This is a genomic window from Planctomycetota bacterium, from assembly GCA_035574235.1.
GTDB lineage: Bacteria > Planctomycetota > MHYJ01 > MHYJ01 > JACPRB01 > DATLZA01.
Genome location: DATLZA010000169.1, coordinates 1 through 16,442 on the forward strand (window position 1 = coordinate 1; position 16,442 = coordinate 16,442).

General features: G+C 68.3%; 15 protein-coding genes. All 15 read right to left on the reverse strand.

Annotation, left to right across the window (positions count from 1 at the left end):
- Window positions 1-480: biotin/lipoyl-containing protein (locus tag VNO22_15645; GenBank protein HXG62802.1), on the reverse strand; the 480-nt coding region annotated here is incomplete at its 3' end.
- Window positions 481-559: 79 nt separating this feature from the next.
- Complete coding sequence (locus VNO22_15650) at window positions 560-1,528, reverse strand: alpha-ketoacid dehydrogenase subunit beta (protein ID HXG62803.1); 969 nt, start codon at window positions 1,526-1,528, stop codon at window positions 560-562.
- Between the two features lie 7 nt (window positions 1,529-1,535).
- On the reverse strand, window positions 1,536-2,561 hold the full coding sequence (locus VNO22_15655) for a thiamine pyrophosphate-dependent dehydrogenase E1 component subunit alpha (protein HXG62804.1): 1,026 nt from the start codon (window positions 2,559-2,561) through the stop codon (window positions 1,536-1,538).
- Entirely contained in the window at window positions 2,542-3,228 is a 687-nt protein-coding gene (gene lipB / locus VNO22_15660) for a lipoyl(octanoyl) transferase LipB (protein HXG62805.1), read from the reverse strand. The genes VNO22_15655 and lipB overlap by 20 nt, the downstream gene beginning before the upstream one ends.
- A complete protein-coding gene (gene lpdA, locus VNO22_15665) occupies window positions 3,225-4,616 on the reverse strand; it encodes a dihydrolipoyl dehydrogenase (GenBank protein HXG62806.1) in 1,392 nt (463 codons plus the stop codon). Before lpdA ends, lipB begins: the two co-directional genes overlap by 4 nt.
- Window positions 4,617-4,707: 91 nt before the next feature.
- On the reverse strand, window positions 4,708-5,931 hold the full coding sequence (gene glgC / locus VNO22_15670) for a glucose-1-phosphate adenylyltransferase (protein ID HXG62807.1): 1,224 nt from the start codon (window positions 5,929-5,931) through the stop codon (window positions 4,708-4,710).
- A gap of 50 nt (window positions 5,932-5,981) precedes the next feature.
- Window positions 5,982-6,647 (reverse strand): MgtC/SapB family protein, encoded by a 666-nt coding sequence (locus tag VNO22_15675; protein HXG62808.1) that lies wholly within the window; start codon window positions 6,645-6,647, stop codon window positions 5,982-5,984.
- Window positions 6,648-6,718: 71 nt separating this feature from the next.
- Window positions 6,719-7,717, reverse strand: a complete 999-nt coding sequence (locus VNO22_15680; GenBank protein HXG62809.1) for a succinylglutamate desuccinylase/aspartoacylase family protein — start codon at window positions 7,715-7,717, stop codon at window positions 6,719-6,721.
- Window positions 7,714-8,607, reverse strand: coding sequence for a RimK family alpha-L-glutamate ligase (locus VNO22_15685; GenBank protein HXG62810.1), 894 nt, complete (start codon window positions 8,605-8,607; stop codon window positions 7,714-7,716). The genes VNO22_15680 and VNO22_15685 overlap by 4 nt, the downstream gene beginning before the upstream one ends.
- 13 nt (window positions 8,608-8,620) lie before the next feature.
- The gene (locus VNO22_15690) at window positions 8,621-10,135 is read right to left on the reverse strand and encodes a 1,4-alpha-glucan branching protein domain-containing protein (protein ID HXG62811.1); all 1,515 of its coding nucleotides are present in this window, start codon (window positions 10,133-10,135) and stop codon (window positions 8,621-8,623) included.
- A complete protein-coding gene (locus VNO22_15695) occupies window positions 10,132-10,593 on the reverse strand; it encodes a hypothetical protein (GenBank protein HXG62812.1) in 462 nt (153 codons plus the stop codon). Before VNO22_15695 ends, VNO22_15690 begins: the two co-directional genes overlap by 4 nt.
- A 24-nt stretch (window positions 10,594-10,617) precedes the next feature.
- Window positions 10,618-12,015: a glycogen synthase GlgA gene (glgA, locus tag VNO22_15700; protein ID HXG62813.1), complete on the reverse strand. Its 1,398-nt coding sequence runs from the start codon at window positions 12,013-12,015 to the stop codon at window positions 10,618-10,620.
- A gap of 7 nt (window positions 12,016-12,022) precedes the next feature.
- Entirely contained in the window at window positions 12,023-13,024 is a 1,002-nt protein-coding gene (gene galT, locus VNO22_15705; GenBank protein HXG62814.1) for a galactose-1-phosphate uridylyltransferase, read from the reverse strand.
- A gap of 12 nt (window positions 13,025-13,036) precedes the next feature.
- The gene (locus tag VNO22_15710) at window positions 13,037-14,968 is read right to left on the reverse strand and encodes a glycoside hydrolase family 57 protein (protein ID HXG62815.1); all 1,932 of its coding nucleotides are present in this window, start codon (window positions 14,966-14,968) and stop codon (window positions 13,037-13,039) included.
- A 73-nt stretch (window positions 14,969-15,041) separates the two neighbouring features.
- Entirely contained in the window at window positions 15,042-16,415 is a 1,374-nt protein-coding gene (radA, locus tag VNO22_15715) for a DNA repair protein RadA (protein HXG62816.1), read from the reverse strand.
- Between the last annotated feature and the right edge of the window lie 27 nt (window positions 16,416-16,442).

The following is a 16,442-nucleotide window of genomic DNA, read 5'->3' on the forward strand; positions in this document are numbered from 1 at the left end:
CTTCTTCGTAACCCTTCCCTTCCAGCCCGTGCCGGTCACCTGCGAGAGCTCGACCCCCTCCTCCCGGGCGATGCGCCGCACGAGGGGCGAGGCGAAAACCCGCTTCTCTTCCGCCGCCGGCGACGGAGGCGCCTGAACAGCGGGAGCGGGACGCGCTTCCGGCGCGGCGGCCGGAGGCGCCTCCGGAGCCTTCGCGGGCGCCGGAGCGGCCGGAGCCGGCGCCGGGGCGGCTCCCGCCTTGGCCCCCTCCTCCACGATCGCCACGACCGTGTGAATCGGGACCTTCGAGCCCACGGGCATCAGGATTTTCTGGAGCACTCCCTCGACCGGCGAGGGGATCTCGGTATCGACCTTGTCGGTCGAGATTTCGAACAGAGGCTCGTCCCGGCGAACGGGATCCCCCTCCTTCTTAAGCCACTTCGTAATGGTGCCCTCGAAGATGGATTCCCCCATCTGGGGCATGATGATGTTGGTCGGCATCAGCCCTTTCCCCTGGAAGTAAGTGGTCCCATGATACAAGCGCCCCGAGGGTCCCGCAATCCCTGGCGGCCGGGGACGATCAGTACGCCGCCAGGCGCCGCGCGGCCCGCACGATCGTCTCCACGCCGGGCAGGAAGAAATCCTCCAGCGGCGGCGAAAAGGGCACGGGCGTGTCGGGCGCCGTCACCCGCACGATCGGCCCGTCCAGGTGCTCGAACGCCTCCTCGTTCAGCAGGGCCGCGATTTCCCCGGCCAGGCCCCCCGTCCGGGTGTCCTCGTGAACGATCATGACCTTGTTCGTCTTGCGCACGCTTTCCACCACCGCGTCGCGGTCGAGCGGATAGATCGTGCGCAGATCGATCACCTCGGCCGACACGTCCTCCAGGCGCGCGGCCGCCTCGAGGCACCGGTGAAGCATCATGCCGTAGCTCACGATCGTAAGATCCTTCCCCTCCCGCGCGATCCGCGCCTTGCCGATCGGGATGGGCGGCGCGCCGTCGGGCACCTCCTCCTTGACGCGCCGATAGAGGTACTTGTGCTCCAGGAAAAGGCACGGATCATTGTCCCGAATGCACGCCTTGAGAAGGCCGTGGGCGTCCGACGGCGTGGCCGGCGCCACGACCTTGATGCCCGGGGAGTGGGCGAACCACATTTCCACGCTGCGGGAATGGAACGGCCCGGCCCGCGAACCCGCCCCCCACGGCCCGCGGAAGGTCACCGGAACCCCCTGACCCCACCGATAGCGGCTCGTGGCGGCGAAATTGACGATGAGATCGAACGCGCAGGCGATGAAGTCGATGAACTGGAATTCCACGACCGGGCGCAACCCCGCATAGGCCGCGCCGATCGCGGCGCCCACGAACCCCTCCTCCGAAAGCGTCGTGTCGATCACGCGGTTCGGCCCGAAACGATCGAGGAATCCCTCCGTCACCTTGAAGGCGCCGCCGTACACCCCGATGTCCTCCCCCAGGAGGATCACCGAAGGATCCGACTCCATCTCCTCGCGCAAGGCCTGCGAGATCGCCTGAAGATAGGTCCGTTCCGGCATCGCGTCCTCAGCGCTCCCACCACGGAGTGAACCGCACGAGGGAATCGTCCTCGAAGACCCCGCGCAGCGCTTCGGGCCCCTCAGGCCACGGCGAGTTCTCGGCGAATTCCACCGCGTCGTCCACCTCCTTCTGGACCCGCTCCTCCACGGCGCGGCGCTCCTCCGGGCTCAGCCCGAGCGCGCGCTCGAAGCGCTCGATCGGATCCTTGCGGGCCCATTCCTCGAAGAGCTCCCGGGGGACGTACTCGGCGGCGTCGTGAGGCGCATGGCCCCGCATCCGGAAGGTCTTCAGCTCCAGAAGCTGCGCCCCGCCCCCCGCCCGGGCGTCCTCGACGCAGCGGCGGGTCATCCGGTAGACCTCCAGGACGTCGTTTCCGTCCCCCACGTAGCCGGGAATGCCGAACGCCCGCGCCTTCTCGGCCAGATCCTTAAGGAGCGTCTGGCGCGAGACGGGGGTGGAATAGGCGTAGCCGTTATTTTCGATGATGACCACGAGCGGCAGCCGCTGAACGGCGGCGAAGTTGAGTCCCTCGTAGAAGTCGCCCGTGGACGTGGCGCCGTCGCCCACGTAGGTGAGGGCCACCCGCCGCTCTCCGCGGATCCGCGCGGCCAGGGCCATGCCGGCCATGACGGGAACCATCGTGCCGAGCATCGAGATGTAGGCCACCACGCCCGTCCGCCGCACATCCCCGAAGTGCTGCGAGTTGTCCTTGCCGCGGGTGGGGGACGTCGCCCGGGCGAAGTACTGGGTCATCACTTCCCGGGGGGTATGGCCGCGGACAAGCACCGCCCCCAGGTTGCGGATGAGCGGCCCCAGGTAGTCCCCGCGGTCCAGCGCGAAGGCGGACCCCACGGAAATCGCCTCCTGACCCAGGCTGGAGAAGAGCCCCCCGACGATTTTCCCCTGCCGGTGGAGCGCGTGGGCGCGCTCGTCGAGCGTCCGCGTCAGGCGCATGAAGTAGTACATCTCGAGCTGCACGGCCCGAGGAGGATCGGCGGGGGCGGGCGGGGCTTTAGAGGCTTTCGGGCTCATGCTCCATCCGGCGGCCGAACGCGAGACCGAACTCCTCCACGAGCGCGGGCAGGACCTCGCCGGGGACGACGGGGCGGCCCGCCTCGCGGGCGATCGATGTTACCCCTCCGCCGACCAGGCCGCAAGGAATGATCTGCTCGAAATACGAAAGGTCCGTCGACACATTGAGCGCGAAGCCGTGGGAGGTCACCCATCGCTCCACCCGCACTCCGATCGCGGCGATCTTGCGGTCGCCCACCCACGCGCCGGTCATCCCCTCCCGGCGGCCGGCCGCGATCCCCCAGCGCGCAACCGTGCGAATCAGGACCTCTTCAAGCCGCTCCAGGTACTCTTTGACGTCCCTCCGCCATCGCGACAGATCCACGATCGGATAGCCCACGATCTGGCCGGGCCCGTGGTAGGTCACGTCCCCGCCCCGGTCGGTCTGGACGACCTCGACGCCCGGCCGGATCGAGAGAAGGTGTTCCCGGCGGGCCGTCTTTCCCAGAGTAACCACGTGCGGATGCTCGAGGAGAAGCAGCGTATCGGGGACTTCGCCGGCCACGCGTCGGCGGACGAGATCCTTCTGGAGGGCGAGGGCTTCCCCGTAGGGAACCGTCCCCAGCGCCCGCCAGCGGCAGGCGGGGCGATCGTCGCCGATCGGAACCGGAACGCCGGCGGACTTCAGATGTGGATCGCGTGCCCGAGGTAGGCATGGGCCGCCTCGAGCAGGCCCTCCGAAAGGGTCGGATGAGGATGCACCGAGTGCGCCAGGTCTTCCACCGTCATCTCGCCGTTCAGAACCGCCACCCCCTCGGAAACCAGCTCGCCCGCGTGGGCGTGCAGGATGTGAACGCCCAGGATTTCATCGTAGCGGGCGTCGCCCACGATCTTGACGAATCCTTCGCGTTCGCCTTCGATGGCGGCGCGTCCGATGCCCATGAAGGGGAATTTTCCGACCTTGACCTTGTGCCCGAGCTCCCGGGCGCGCTTCTCCGTCAGCCCGACCGAAGCCACCTGCGGGTCGCAGTAGGTGACGCCCGGGATGCGGTCGTAGTCGATCGGACGCACCGCTTTTCCCGCCAGGTGCTCGACCGCGAGGATTCCCTCCGCGCTGGCGACATGCGCCAGCTGCGGGTGCGGCCGGCCGGGAAGCGCCACGATGTCGCCGATGGCGTAGATCCCGGGCTCGGCGGTGCGCATGAAGGAATCGACCTGCACGTATCCCTTCTCGACGCGAACCTTGGTGTTTTCGAGGCCGATGCCTTCCGTGCACGGCTTGCGGCCCACGGCGACGAGGACCGTGTCGCACGCGATCTTCTCCGTCTTTCCTCCCGAGGAAACGTGAACCTCGTAGCCGGGTTTGATCGCCTCCACCTTGGCGCCCGTGAAGAACTTCATGCCGCGCTTGGCCAGGATCTTGCGAAGTTCCGCGGCCACTTCCTCGTCCTCGACGGGCAGGATCTGGGGCATGAGCTCGACGACGGCCACCTGGGCGCCGAAGCGGTGGTAGACGGAGGCGAATTCCATTCCCACGGCGCCCGCGCCGATGACGACCAGGGACTTGGGCACCTGCTTGAGGGAAAGGGCCTCGTTGCTCGTGAGGATGCCCTTGCCGTCGGGCTCCATGCCCGGGAAGGCCTTCGGGGCGGAGCCCGTGGCCAGGACGATCGCCCGAGCGGTCCAGCTCTTCCCCGCCACGTCCACGACGCCCGGCCGGACCACCTTGCCGAAACCCACGAGCATCGTGACCTTGTTCTTCTTGAGGAGCGCCTCCACGCCCATGTAATTGCGCCGGACGACCTCCTCCTTGTGTTTCATGACGCCTTCGAGGTTGAGGCGCACGCCCTGGACCTCGATGCCGTTGCGGGCGGCGTCCTTGACGCGCTCGTAGAGGTACGCGTCGTGGAGGAGGACCTTGGTGGGGATGCAGCCCCAATGAAGGCAGGTCCCGCCCCATTCGGGTTTGGGCCCTTTTTCCACGACCGCGGTCTTGAGGCCGAGCTGCGCCGCGCGGATGGCGGCGACGTAGCCGCCCGGGCCGGCGCCGAGAATGATCACGTCGAAGTCGGGCATGGACGGTTCCCCTTAAGCGATCGCGTTCCCCCCCGGAAAACGCCGCATTTTAAGGATCCGGCGGCGGGGAGTGTCAAGGACGGGCCACCCTTCAGAGCACCGTGCCTTTGGAAATGACGACAATGCCGCTTTCGGTGACGGTGAAGCGCTTGCGGTCCTCTTCCGGAAAGTAACCGATCTGCATCCCCTCGGGGATGTTGACCCCCTTGTCCACGATCGTGCGGTGGAGCTTCGCGTGCCGCCCCACGTTGACGTTCTCGAAGAGGATCGAGTCCGTCACGAGCGAATAGCTGTTGATGCGCACGAAGGGGGACAGGATCGAGCGTTCCACGCGGCCGCCGGAGACGATGCAGCCCGGCGAAACCATCGAATCGAGCGCCAGGCCCACGCGGCCGGGCTCGTGCTGGGCGAAGACGAATTTCGGCGGCGGCGCGGTCACCGGGATGTTTCGGATGGGCCACCCCTGGTCGTAGAGGTTCAGCTCCGGCGTCACCGCCACAAGGTCCATGTTGGCCTCGTAGTAGGCGTCGATGGTCCCCACATCGCGCCAGTACTTGGCCGCCTTCTTGTTCTCGTCGATGAAGCTGAACGCGTAGATGGCATGACGCCCGACCATCTTGGGGATGATGTTCTTGCCGAAGTCGTGAGCGCTCAGGGGATCCCGGGCGTCCTGCTCGAGGAGCGCGTAGAGAACATCGGGCTTGAACACGTAGATGCCCATGGATCCCAGGCAGAGCTCGGGGTTGCCCGGAATGGGCTTGGGGTCCCGGGGCTTTTCCTCGAACCCCACGATGCGCGCCGCCTCGTCGATCTCGAGGACGCCGAACTGCCCGGCGGCCTCGGACCGGCGGACCTCGACGGCCGCCACCGTCGCGTCCGCCCCGCGGTCCTGGTGATAGCGCAGCAGGTGGCGGTAATCCATCTTGTAGATGTGGTCGCCGGCCAGGATCAGAACCGCCTCCGGCTCTTCCTCGCGGATCACGAAGAGGTTCTGGTAGACGGCGTCGGCGGTACCCGTATAGGCCTCCCCGGCGTGGTGCTGGGGGGGAAGGGATTCGAGAAACTCCCCCACCGCCGGGTTGAACATCATCTGCCAGCCGTCGCGCAGATGCCGCAGGAGCGAGCGGGACCTGTACTGCACGAGCATCATCACCTTGCGCAGGCCGGAATTCATGCAGTTCGACAGCGCGAAGTCGATGATCCGGTAAACGCCTCCGAACGGAACGGCCGGCTTGGCGCGGTCCCGCGTAAGCGGCTCCAGGCGCTGGCCCTTGCCGCCGGCGAGGATGACGGTGATGACGCGGGAGGGATCCACGGCGAGAGATTATCCGACGCCCCCGCCGCAAGTCCAGAAAGAAAGCGGCGTCAGTCGATCTCGACCTTTTCGACCTCGGAGATGCTGCCGACGGCCCGGCTGAGGGCGTCCACGTCCGCCTTGTCCCGGCAGCTCGCCAGAAGCGTCACCTGGATCTTTCCTTCCACGACGTCCCGCTGGATATCGACCTCCTTGATCGCCGCGCCGGCGCGCTCGACGAGCACCTCGATGCGGCCCACGATCCCGGCGGCGTCCTTGGCATGCACCACGAAGCGGCGCAGAGCCTTCCCCCCCAGGAAGGCCTTCTCGAACTTGTCGAAGACGAAGATGGCCAGGATCGTGAACCCCGTGGCGGCGACGCCCGCTTTCCAGTAGCCCGCGCCCACGGCCAGCCCGATGCCGGCCGCCGTCCAGAGCGCCGCGGCGGTCGTCAGCCCGCGCACGGAAACGCCGTAGCGGAGGATCGCGCCGGCCCCGAGAAACCCGATGCCCGCCACAACCTGCGCGGCGATCCGCCCCGGATCCGCCCGGTGCGGATCCACCTCCTTCCACATGTAGAGCGACACGAGCATGACGAGGCACGACCCGATCGAAACCACCATGTGGGTCCGCAATCCCGCCGCCTGCCGGCGCGTCTCGCGCTCCAAGCCGATCAGCCCTCCCAAAAGCGCCGCCAGCCCCAATCGGCCGATCATCTCCCAGTCGCCCTGCTCCATGACGCTTCCTCGTTTCCGCCTTTTTTCTGAGCCCCGGGGGGCGGCGCCGCGTTATCCGGCGCGCTCCGCCGCTATTCGAAAAGCAGCGCCTCCCGATCCAGCAGCTTCTTGAGCACCCGGTAGCGCGAATTCACCGGCACCAGGTGGCAGACGGCCGACCCCGGAATCACCATCGGGATCGTCGTGCAGCCGACGACCAGGCCCGTGTACGGGGCCTCCAGGCGGTTCACCTCCGTCCCGAAGGGCTTGGTGTTGACCGCCAGCACGGAGCCTTTCTCGACGAGCTCGCCCGGTTTCACGTTCAGGATCAGGATCCCGCCCTTCTGGGCGCGGATCCAGCGGTGATCCTCCACCACGATCTGAAACGGCGGCGAACGCCGCTCGAAGTCGTACATCCGCAGGTCCGCCAGGACGTTCCGGATCCCCTCCACGCCCCGGCGGATGAGGTTCCTCTGGAACTTGAGCGGCTCCCCCGCCTCGTAGACGATCGTGGGAACGCCCGCCTGGGTGGCGGCGCGCCGGAGCGTCCCCTCCTCGCCCGGAAGGTCGAAAATCACTTCGCACCCGAACGCCGTGGCCAGCCGCCGCAGGACGGGGCTGCGCATGTCCGCCCGCACGTGGGGCAGGTTGGTGCGCCCCGCCCCCGCGGTATGAAGGTCGATCCCGTAGTCGCACAGGCGCACGATCTTGGAGAACAGCGCCCCCGCGATATGGGAGGCCATCGAACCGCGGTCCCGACCCGGAAAGAAGCGGTTGAGATCGCGCCCGTCCGGAAGATCGCGCGTCATCGTCAGAAACGCGATCGGGTTGGCGATCATCACGAGGATGAGCGTCCCCCGCAGCTCGCGGGGATCCACCAGGGCCCGCACGTGCCGGACCATTTCGACGCCGTTGAGTTCGTTTCCGTGAACGGCCGCGGTGATGTAGACCACGGGGCCGGGCCGGCGGCCGTGCAGGACCGTCACGGGAATGAACACAGGCGTGGCCGTGTAGAACTCGCTGATGCGGATCTTTACGTCCTTGCGGCGTCCCGGGCCGATCCGCATGCCGGCGATCTCGAAGGGCTTCACGACCGTCCCTTCCCCGCCCGCGCCTTCCGCACGGCCGCGTGAATGAACATCCGCGCCACATTCTCGCCCGTGGCGGCCTCCAGACCCTGGAACCCCGGAGAAGCGTTCACCTCGATCACCATCGGGCCTTCGGAGGACTCCAGAATGTCCACGCCGGCGACGTCCAGCCCCACCGCCTCCGCCGCCCGCGCCGCCAGACGCGCGTACTCCCGCGGCAAGGTCACCTTCTCCCCCACCCCGCCCCGGTGGATGTTGGAGCGGAACTCCCCCTCGCGCCCGATCCGGCGCATGGCGGCGCGCACTTCGCCCCCGACGACCAGCGCGCGGATGTCCCGCCCCTTCGACTCCGCGATGAATCGCTGGAGCAGGATGTCCTCCCCCAGGCTCCAGATGGTCTCCAGCATCGATTCCACCGACGCCCGGCTTTCGGCGAAGATCACGCCGGTTCCCTGCGTGCCCCGCAGGAGCTTCATGATGAGCGGAGGCCCGCCCACCAGGCGCATCAGGCGGTCGAGCTTCCGGGGATACCGGGACATGAGCGTGTCCGGGATCGGAATCCCCTTCGAGACCAGAAGCTGCAGGCACCCGAGCTTGTTCTTGGCCCGGGCGATCGGCCCGTGGCTGTTGAGCAGCGGCACCTTCATGAGATCCAGGTGCCGCACCACGCCGATCGAATACGCGGTGCCGGCCGTGCCGATGCGCGGGATCGCCACGTCCGGAGGGGAATGAGGCCGCCCGCGCACCCACAGCGACGGCGTTCCCCCCTGGACCAGGAGCACGCACTTGAGCGGATCGAGAACCTCCACCTCGTGGCCGGCGCGCTCCCCTTCCTCCTTGAGCCGCCGCGTGGAGTACAGCGTCCGCTTCCGCGAAAGAACGAGGATTTTCACCGGCCGTCCCCGATCAGTCCCGGAAGATCCGGTAGTCGATCTCCTGGAAGATGGAGTCCTTCCATTCGCAGTCCCTCAGGAAGGCCTCGTCCGCGGTCCCCGCGACCGCCATCTCCCAGAGGCGCGTGAACCGCGCGATGTGCTCCCGGAACCGGCGATGCGCGTAGGGCACCACCTGCCCCATCGTCATGATGAACGCCCAGTCGCTCGACTCCGCCAGGAGCACCTCCCGCGCCGCCTGGTTGAGGATCCGCCGCTCCAGCTCGGACCCCGCCTCCCGCCGCGCCAGCTCGGCCATCCGTTCCTCGGCGAGGCGCTGATGGCGGTAGATCCAGTCGTTGGAGCCGTTCAGCCACACCTCATAGTACCCCTTGTCCCCCCAGGACGACGCCGCCGGCTCCATCGGCTGGAACGGCCCCTCCTCCAGAAGGTCCGCCGGAGAAACCGCCCGCACGTCCGAACCCGCCAGCGCCCGCAGCAGCTCCTCGAGGAACACCGGACCTTCGAACCACCAGTGGCCGAAAAGCTCCGCGTCGTAGGGGGCGACGATGGTCGGCGCGATCCCGAGGCGCTCCCGGAGCCATCGCGCCTGGAGCTCCCGGTTGAACCGGAAGTTCCACGCGTGCTCCGCCGCCCGCGCGCGCGCGGCGTCCGGGTCGTACGGTTCCTTCCGGTCCAGAGGCACGTCCCCGGTGATCCGGTGACACTTGATCCCGAGCCCCCGCCCCTTTCCCAGGTCGTAGCCCAGGTCGCGGTAGAACTCGCGATACACCGGGTCGCCCGGATAGCCCTCGCGCGCGCTCCAGACCTGCTTGGACGTCTCGAAGTCCCGCCCGAACGCCAGACATCCCGCCGGCGTCCGGACCGGGGCGTAGATCCCGTACCGCGGGACGCGCGACCCGTTGAGGATTCCATGGGCGTCCAGGAAGAAGTAGCGCAGCCCCTCCTCCGCCAGGACCGCGTCCAGCCCGGGCGCGTAGGCGCACTCCGGAAGCCAGATGCCCCTTGGGGCGCGGCCGAAATGCTTCCGGTAATTGGCCACGGCCGCGCGAATCTGCGGCCGAGGCGAGCGGACGAAGGGCAGGAAGCCGTGCGTCGCCCCGCAGGTCAGAATCTCTAGGAGCCCCGCGTCCTGAAAATGCCGGAAGGCGGCCACGAGGTCGGTCCCGCGCGCGAACTCGAGCGACTCCGCGAAGAGGCGCTCGTACATCGCGCCCGCCTTCGCGAACGGCCCCTCGAACCGGCCCCGCTGAGAGCGCACGACCTCGAGAAGCGCCTCCGTCCGGGCCAGGTAGCGCGATCGGAGAAGCGGATCGACGAGCATCTCGCAGAGCGGGGGCGAGAGCGTCATCGTAAGCCGCGCGGGGACGCGCTCGCGCGCCAGCCGCTCCAGCATCCTCAGGAGCGGAATGTACGTCTCGGTGATCGCCTCGTAGAGCCAGTCCTCCTCGAGGAACTCGGGATGCTCGGGGTGGCGCACGAAGGGAAGATGCGCGTGCAGGACGAGCGCGAGCCGCCCGGAGATCACGAGCTGATCCTCCCCTCGCCGCCGGCGGAGCCGCGGCGCCACGGCTCGAGGATCCCCAGGAGCCTGCGGCGCACCTCTTCCGGTCCCTCGCCGGGAGTCCACTCCGGATCGACCCCTACGGCCGGGGCGCGGCGCGGCATCCGAACGCGCGCGGACGTCGCCACGACGCGCCCTCCGCTCAGAAGGTCCACCTCGTACTCGTGTTCCGGCTCCGCCCCGAAATACCATCCTCCCACGGGCCCCACGCGGACCTCCCGGACGGAGCCTCCGGTCAGGTCGCGCACGCGCAGCGCGTCCCCTCCCTCCCACGTGGCGAAGAGGCACTCCGGGTCGCGCGGCAGGGCCCAGACGCGGGTCACGCCGTACGTTTCCGGCAGGGCGGGACCGTAGTCCCAGAAGGGACCGCCCGGAGCCGGCGGAGGCGGAGGGCCGGGACGCGCGGAACAGCTCCAGGTCATGGAGTCGTCTTTCCCCTTTCGATTCTATCCCGCCAGCGAACGATAAAGGTCCCGATAGCGGCGCGCCGAGGCCGCCCAGCTGAAGTCCTGCTTCATCCCCTCGAGCATCATGCGGCGCCAGACCGCCGGGCTCTCGTACGCCCGCAGCGCCCGCCGCACCGCCTGAAGGAACGCCGCGGACGTGTACGGCCCGAAGGAGAAGCCCGTCACGCCGTCGATCACGGTGTCGGCCAGTCCCCCGGTGGCGCGGACGACGGGAACGGTTCCATACCGCAGGCTGTAGATCTGGTTGAGGCCGCAGGGCTCGTAGCGCGAAGGCATGAGGTAAAGGTCGCTCCCCGCCTCGACCAGGTGAGCCGTCGCGTTGTCGAAGGCCACCTGCACGGAGATCCGGTGCCGGAACCGGTCGCCCATGCGCAGGACCGCGTCCTGGTACGAACGGTCCCCGGAGCCCAGAAGCGCGACCTGCAGATCCTCGGCCGCCAGCGCTTCGGCGGCCTCGAGCAGGAGATCGATCCCCTTCTGTTCGCTCAGCCGCGTCACCATGCCCGCCACGGGAGTCCCGGGCCGGGCGGGCAGGCCGAACCGTTTCTGAAGAGCCGCCTTGCAGCGGGCCTTTCCGGACAAATCCTCGGCCGAATAGCGCGCCGGAAGATGAGGATCCCGAGAGGGATCCCACTCCGCATAATCCGCTCCGTTGAGGATGCCGTGAAGCGCGCCCGAGCGTTCCCTCAGGACGCCGTCCAGGCCGCAGCCCAGCTCGGGCGTCTGGATCTCGCGCGCGTAGGTCGGGCTCACGGTCGTCAGCGCGTCGGCATGCACGAGGCCCGTCTTGAGGAAATTGACCTGACCGTAGAACTCGGCCTCCTTCCAGGTGTAGTGGCGCCAGTCCAGACCCGTCTTCGGAAACTCCGAGGGGGGAAAGAGCCCCTGGTAGGCGAGGTTGTGGATCGTCAGGACGCTCCGCGTTTGGGGGAAGTCTCCGGCGTAGAGGGTCTTGAGATAGAGCGGCACGAGCCCCGCCTGCCAGTCGTGCGCGTGCACCACGTCGGGGGCGCCCAGGAGCTTCAGAAGCTCCAGAGCTCCGCGCGCCAGGAAGATGAAGCGGGCGGCGTTGTCCGCGTAATCCCCGTTCGGCGTCCCGTAGAGCCCGTCGCGGTCGAAAAAGGGATCGTGCTCGAGGAAGAAGACGCCGCCGGAACGGAAGACGCGGGCTTCGACGGCGCCGTCGCCCAGGGGAACCCGGATGCGGTGCGGCGTGGGTTCCGGACGGTGCCGGCGGACGCACCGGTAGAGCGGAGTCACGGTCGCGACCTCGACACCCAGGGCGTCCAGCGCGCCCGGCAGGGCCCCGGCCACGTCCGCGAGGCCTCCGGTCTTGGAGAAGGGAGCCACCTCCGAAGCGACGAAGGCGACTTTCATGGGACGCTCACGCCCTCACTTCCCGCAGAAACTGGGCGGCGTGCTCGGGCGGAACGGGATTGATGTAAAAGCCGGTGCCCCATTCGAAGCCCGCCACGCGGGTAATGCGCGGGATGATCTCGAAGTGCCAGTGGTAGTGCTCCAGCGGCCCGGCGTTGAGCGGGCTGGTGTGGATGAGGTAGTTGTACGGCGGCTTGTTGACGGCGCGCTCGATTTTCAGGAGCGCCGTGCGCAGGCAGCCGGCCAGCTCGGGCAGAAGGGCGTCCTCCGTGTACTCGTAGTGGGACACGTGCCGCTTGGGCATGATGTGGGTTTCGAAGGGGAAGCGCGCGGCGAACGGCGCGAAGGCGATGAAGTGAGGCGTGTCCACGACGAGGCGGGCGCCCGAGGACAGTTCCTGCGAAATCATGTCGCACAGAAGGCAGCGGTCGCGGAAGTCGTGATACTCGCGGGAGCGCTGGATCTCCAGGTGCACGCGGGCGGGAACGATCGGGGTCACGATGAGCTGGGAGTGGGTGTGCTCCATGGACGCGCCCGCCCGTTCGCCCACGTTCTTGAAGACGAGACCGTAGACGAGGCGCCGGTCGTTCCGGAGGTCCAGAAGCCGCTGTTTGTAAAGCCACAGGACGTCCCGCACCTCCGCCTCGGAGAGGCCCGTGAGGGACACTTCGTGGCGGGGCGTCTCGATGATAACCTCGTGCGCGCCCACGCCGTTCATCATGTCGTAAAGGCCGTCCCCGCGCTTCTGGAGATCGCCCTCCACCATGAGGGCCGGAAACTTGTTGGGGATGACGCGGGCCTTCCAGCCCGGCCCGTTGGGCGCGCCGCCGGAGCGCACCGCCGCGATCTCCGGAGGCGTCAGCGCCTCGTGGCCTTCGCAGAAGACGCACGGCCCGCTGCGCCGCGCCGAGACCGCCTCGGGGAGATCGAACTCGTCGGGCCGCTGGGCCCGCTCGCTGGCGATGATGACCCAGCGGCCGGACACGGGATCGCGTCGCAGCTCAGGCATGCGGGAGCATCCTCACACGCGCCAGTGGATGGCTTCGAAGTCGGGGGTCGGAACCGTGAACGAAAGGGGAACGAGGGTGGGGATCCGGACCGGAACCCCGCCCCTCCGCTCGAACTCCAGGAAGAACTCCACGTCCTGGCCGCTTTCGAGCCCCAGCGACCGGAAGGGAACGGCGGCTTCGAAGATGTCCTCGACCGCTCCCTGAAGCGGCACGCTCGCCGGGCGGGGACGCGTCACCACGAGACGAAGCTCGCCCTCCGCGAGCGCCGCGCGAGGGTCCACGCCCCGGCGGAAATCGAGCCGCACGAAGAGGCGCGACGTGTCGAAGCCGTAATAGACGTCGCTGATGAAGGCGCTTTCGCCGGCCTGGGCGCCGTATTCGCGGGACATGTCGTAATGGCCCGCCGCGATCCATTCGAAGTAATCGGACCGGCGGCCGTCCAGGCGCACGGTGAGAAGCGCCCAGGGGGTCTTCAGGACCGCCGCGCTCCGGATCTGCTTGATGGGACGCTGGAGCTCCTCGGGCCACGGCCGGCCGAGCGCCCGGTACACGTTCATGAGGTGGCGGCGGAACAGGGCGTCGAACTCGGCGTCCTGCGCGCTCGTGAAATCCTCTCCGAACCACCAGAACCAGTCGCTCCCTTCCGCGGCCCGCAGGCATTCCCAGGCGAGATCGTTCGACTGTCCCTCGAGGTCGCGGTAGACGCGGCCCAGGACCTCCCACGCGCGCCGGTCTTCCGGATGCCCGATCCAGATGGCGAAGTTCCGGTTGATCCAGGATCCGGCCGGAAGATGGGCCAGCGCTCCCTGCGGCGCCAGCTCCCCCATCGTCCGCGTCCGGATCCGCGGATGCCCGGAGAGCGCCCGGAAGAGCGCCCGGAGAAAGGGAACGCCTCCTCCGGGATAGTGTTCCCAGGGATTCTCGCCGTCGAGGATGACGGGCACGGGCCCTTCGCGCTCTTCGAGGCGGCGCACGAAGTCGCGCGCCGCCTCTTCGGGATCCCACGTCTTGTAGGTGAAGCTGAGAAGATTGGAAAGGACCGTGTCGCGGAAAACGATCTTCAGTCCTTCGAACGTGTAGACGCCCGAACGACCGATCAGGGCCTCGTCGGTGGCGACCCATTGGGCCCCCGCCCGCGCGAAGAGCGCGCAGGCCTCGCGGCTGACGGAACCCTCGGAAGGCCACATCCCGCGCGGCCGGCGTCCGAAATTGCGTTCGCCGGCCTCGAGCGCCCGGAAGACCTGCACTTCCGCCTCGGACTTGAGACAAGGAGCGTCCGGCAAAGGCAGATCCGGAATCGCCTCCCGCGCGCTGGCGAAGTCGCACAGCAGCGGCACGATCGGGTGATAATAGGGGCTCACGGAGAGCTCCACCCGCTCGCCCAGGCCCGTCCAGCGGGGAACGACGGCGGCGAGGATCCGGAGGATTCCTTCGCGGAGCGTCTTTTTGTCCTCCTCGGTGTAGCCGGCCCCCTTGGCGCGCAGGTCCTCAAGCTCCCCCGCCAGGGGATGAACCCACGCGAGGTTGGCCAGAACCTGGAGGTCCCGGAAGTCCTGCTCGCGCAGAGGCTTCCCGGAGCGATGAAGTTCCAGAAGCTGGCGGTAGCGCGGAAAGGCGCCGATGACCGTATCGGGGTGGGCCAGGAAAAAGGTCCCCAGAACGGCCGCCTTCTGCTCCTCCGTCAGTTCCGCCGCCGGGAGCATCGTCAGGTCGAGCATCGTGTCGGTCGCGCCGCGCCCGTATGCCGCGATCTGGTCCAGGAGAACGGGGCTGAAGTTGCCGGTGCACCGGACGGCGGGGAACTCCTCCAGAAGGCGGGCCATGCCGGTGTAGTCCTTGACCCCGTGCTGGCGGACCCAGGGCATGAGCATCTTGCCCGTCGGCAGATCCAGGTAGCAGGGCTGATGGAAATGCCAGAGGAAAGCAAGATCGACGGTGCCCATGAGCGTGCGGCGGGATTATACCCCGCAATCGGCGGCCTGTCACCTGTTGCGCGGGGTCCGTCCTCGATCGGACCTACCGGAGGTGCGCCTGAACGAAGGCCTCGTCCAGGTGCGAGACGGGAACGATCTGGAGGCCTTCGACGTCCCCGAGGCCGCGGGCGTTGGCCCGGGGAACGAGCGCGCGGGCGAAGCCCAGCCGGCGCGCTTCCGCCGCCCGCGCGGCGGCCTGGGCCACCCCGCGGACCTCGCCGGAAAGCCCCACCTCCCCGAAGACCACGGTGCGCTCCGCCACCGGACGGTTGAGGAAGCTCGACGCCAGGGCCGTCGCGACCGCCAGGTCCGCCGCGGGCTCGTCGATCCGCACCCCGCCCACGGCGTTGACGAACACGTCCTCGCCGGCGACCGAAAAACCGCACCGGCGCGCCAGCACCGCCAGCAGCAGCATCAGCCGGTCGCGATCCACGCCGCTCACCCGCCGCGCCACGTTTTCGGGATAAAAGCTCGGCGTCGTCAGCGCCTGGATTTCCACCAGGAGCGTGCGCGAGCCGATGAGGCTGGGCGTGATCGCGGAACCTTCCTTGGCGCCGCGGTCCTGGGCCAGAAAGAGCTCGCTCGGATTGGCCACCTCCGCCAGGCCCCGCGAGGCCATCTCGAAGATGCCGATTTCGTGGGTCGATCCGAAGCGGTTCTTGACGCTCCGCAACAGCCGGAAGGTCTGAAACCGGTCGCCCTCGAAGTAAAACACGGCATCCACGACGTGCTCCAGGGTGCGCGGGCCGGCAATGGCCCCCTCCTTGGTGACATGGCCCACAATGAAAAGCGAAATCCCCAGCCGCTTGGCCAGGTACGTCAGCTCCGCCGCGCACTCGCGCACCTGGGCGACCGTTCCGGGCGCGCTCGGAATCTCCGGCCGGTAGATCATCTGGATGGAATCCACGACGGCGAAGGCCGGGCGCAGCTCCTCGAGATGGCGGCGCAGGACTTCGACGCTGGTCTCGCTGACGACGAAAAGGTTCGGCGAGTCCACGCCCAGCCGCTCGGCGCGGAGCTTCGTCTGCGTCAGGGACTCTTCCGAGGAGGCGTAGAGCACCCGGTGCCCCTGGGCGGCGATCTTCTGGCAGACCTGGAGAATCAGGGTCGATTTCCCGATCCCCGGATCTCCCCCGATGAGGGAAACCGAGCCCACGACGATCCCGCCTCCGAGCACGCGGTCGAACTCCCCGAGACCCACGACGAGACGGGGACGCTCGACCGACCGGACGTCGGTAATGGGCAGCGGCCGTTCCTCCGAAGCCAGGAGGGGCCGGCGGGAACCTTCTTCGGCGACGGGCCGGACGGCTTCTTCGACGAGACTGTTGAACTCGCCGCATTCCGGACACTTGCCCAGCCACTTGGGGCTGCGAGCCCCGCAGTGCTGGCAGGCGTACTCGACCCGGGTCTTGGCCATGGGGGCGTTCTCAACGGACGGCGAGGC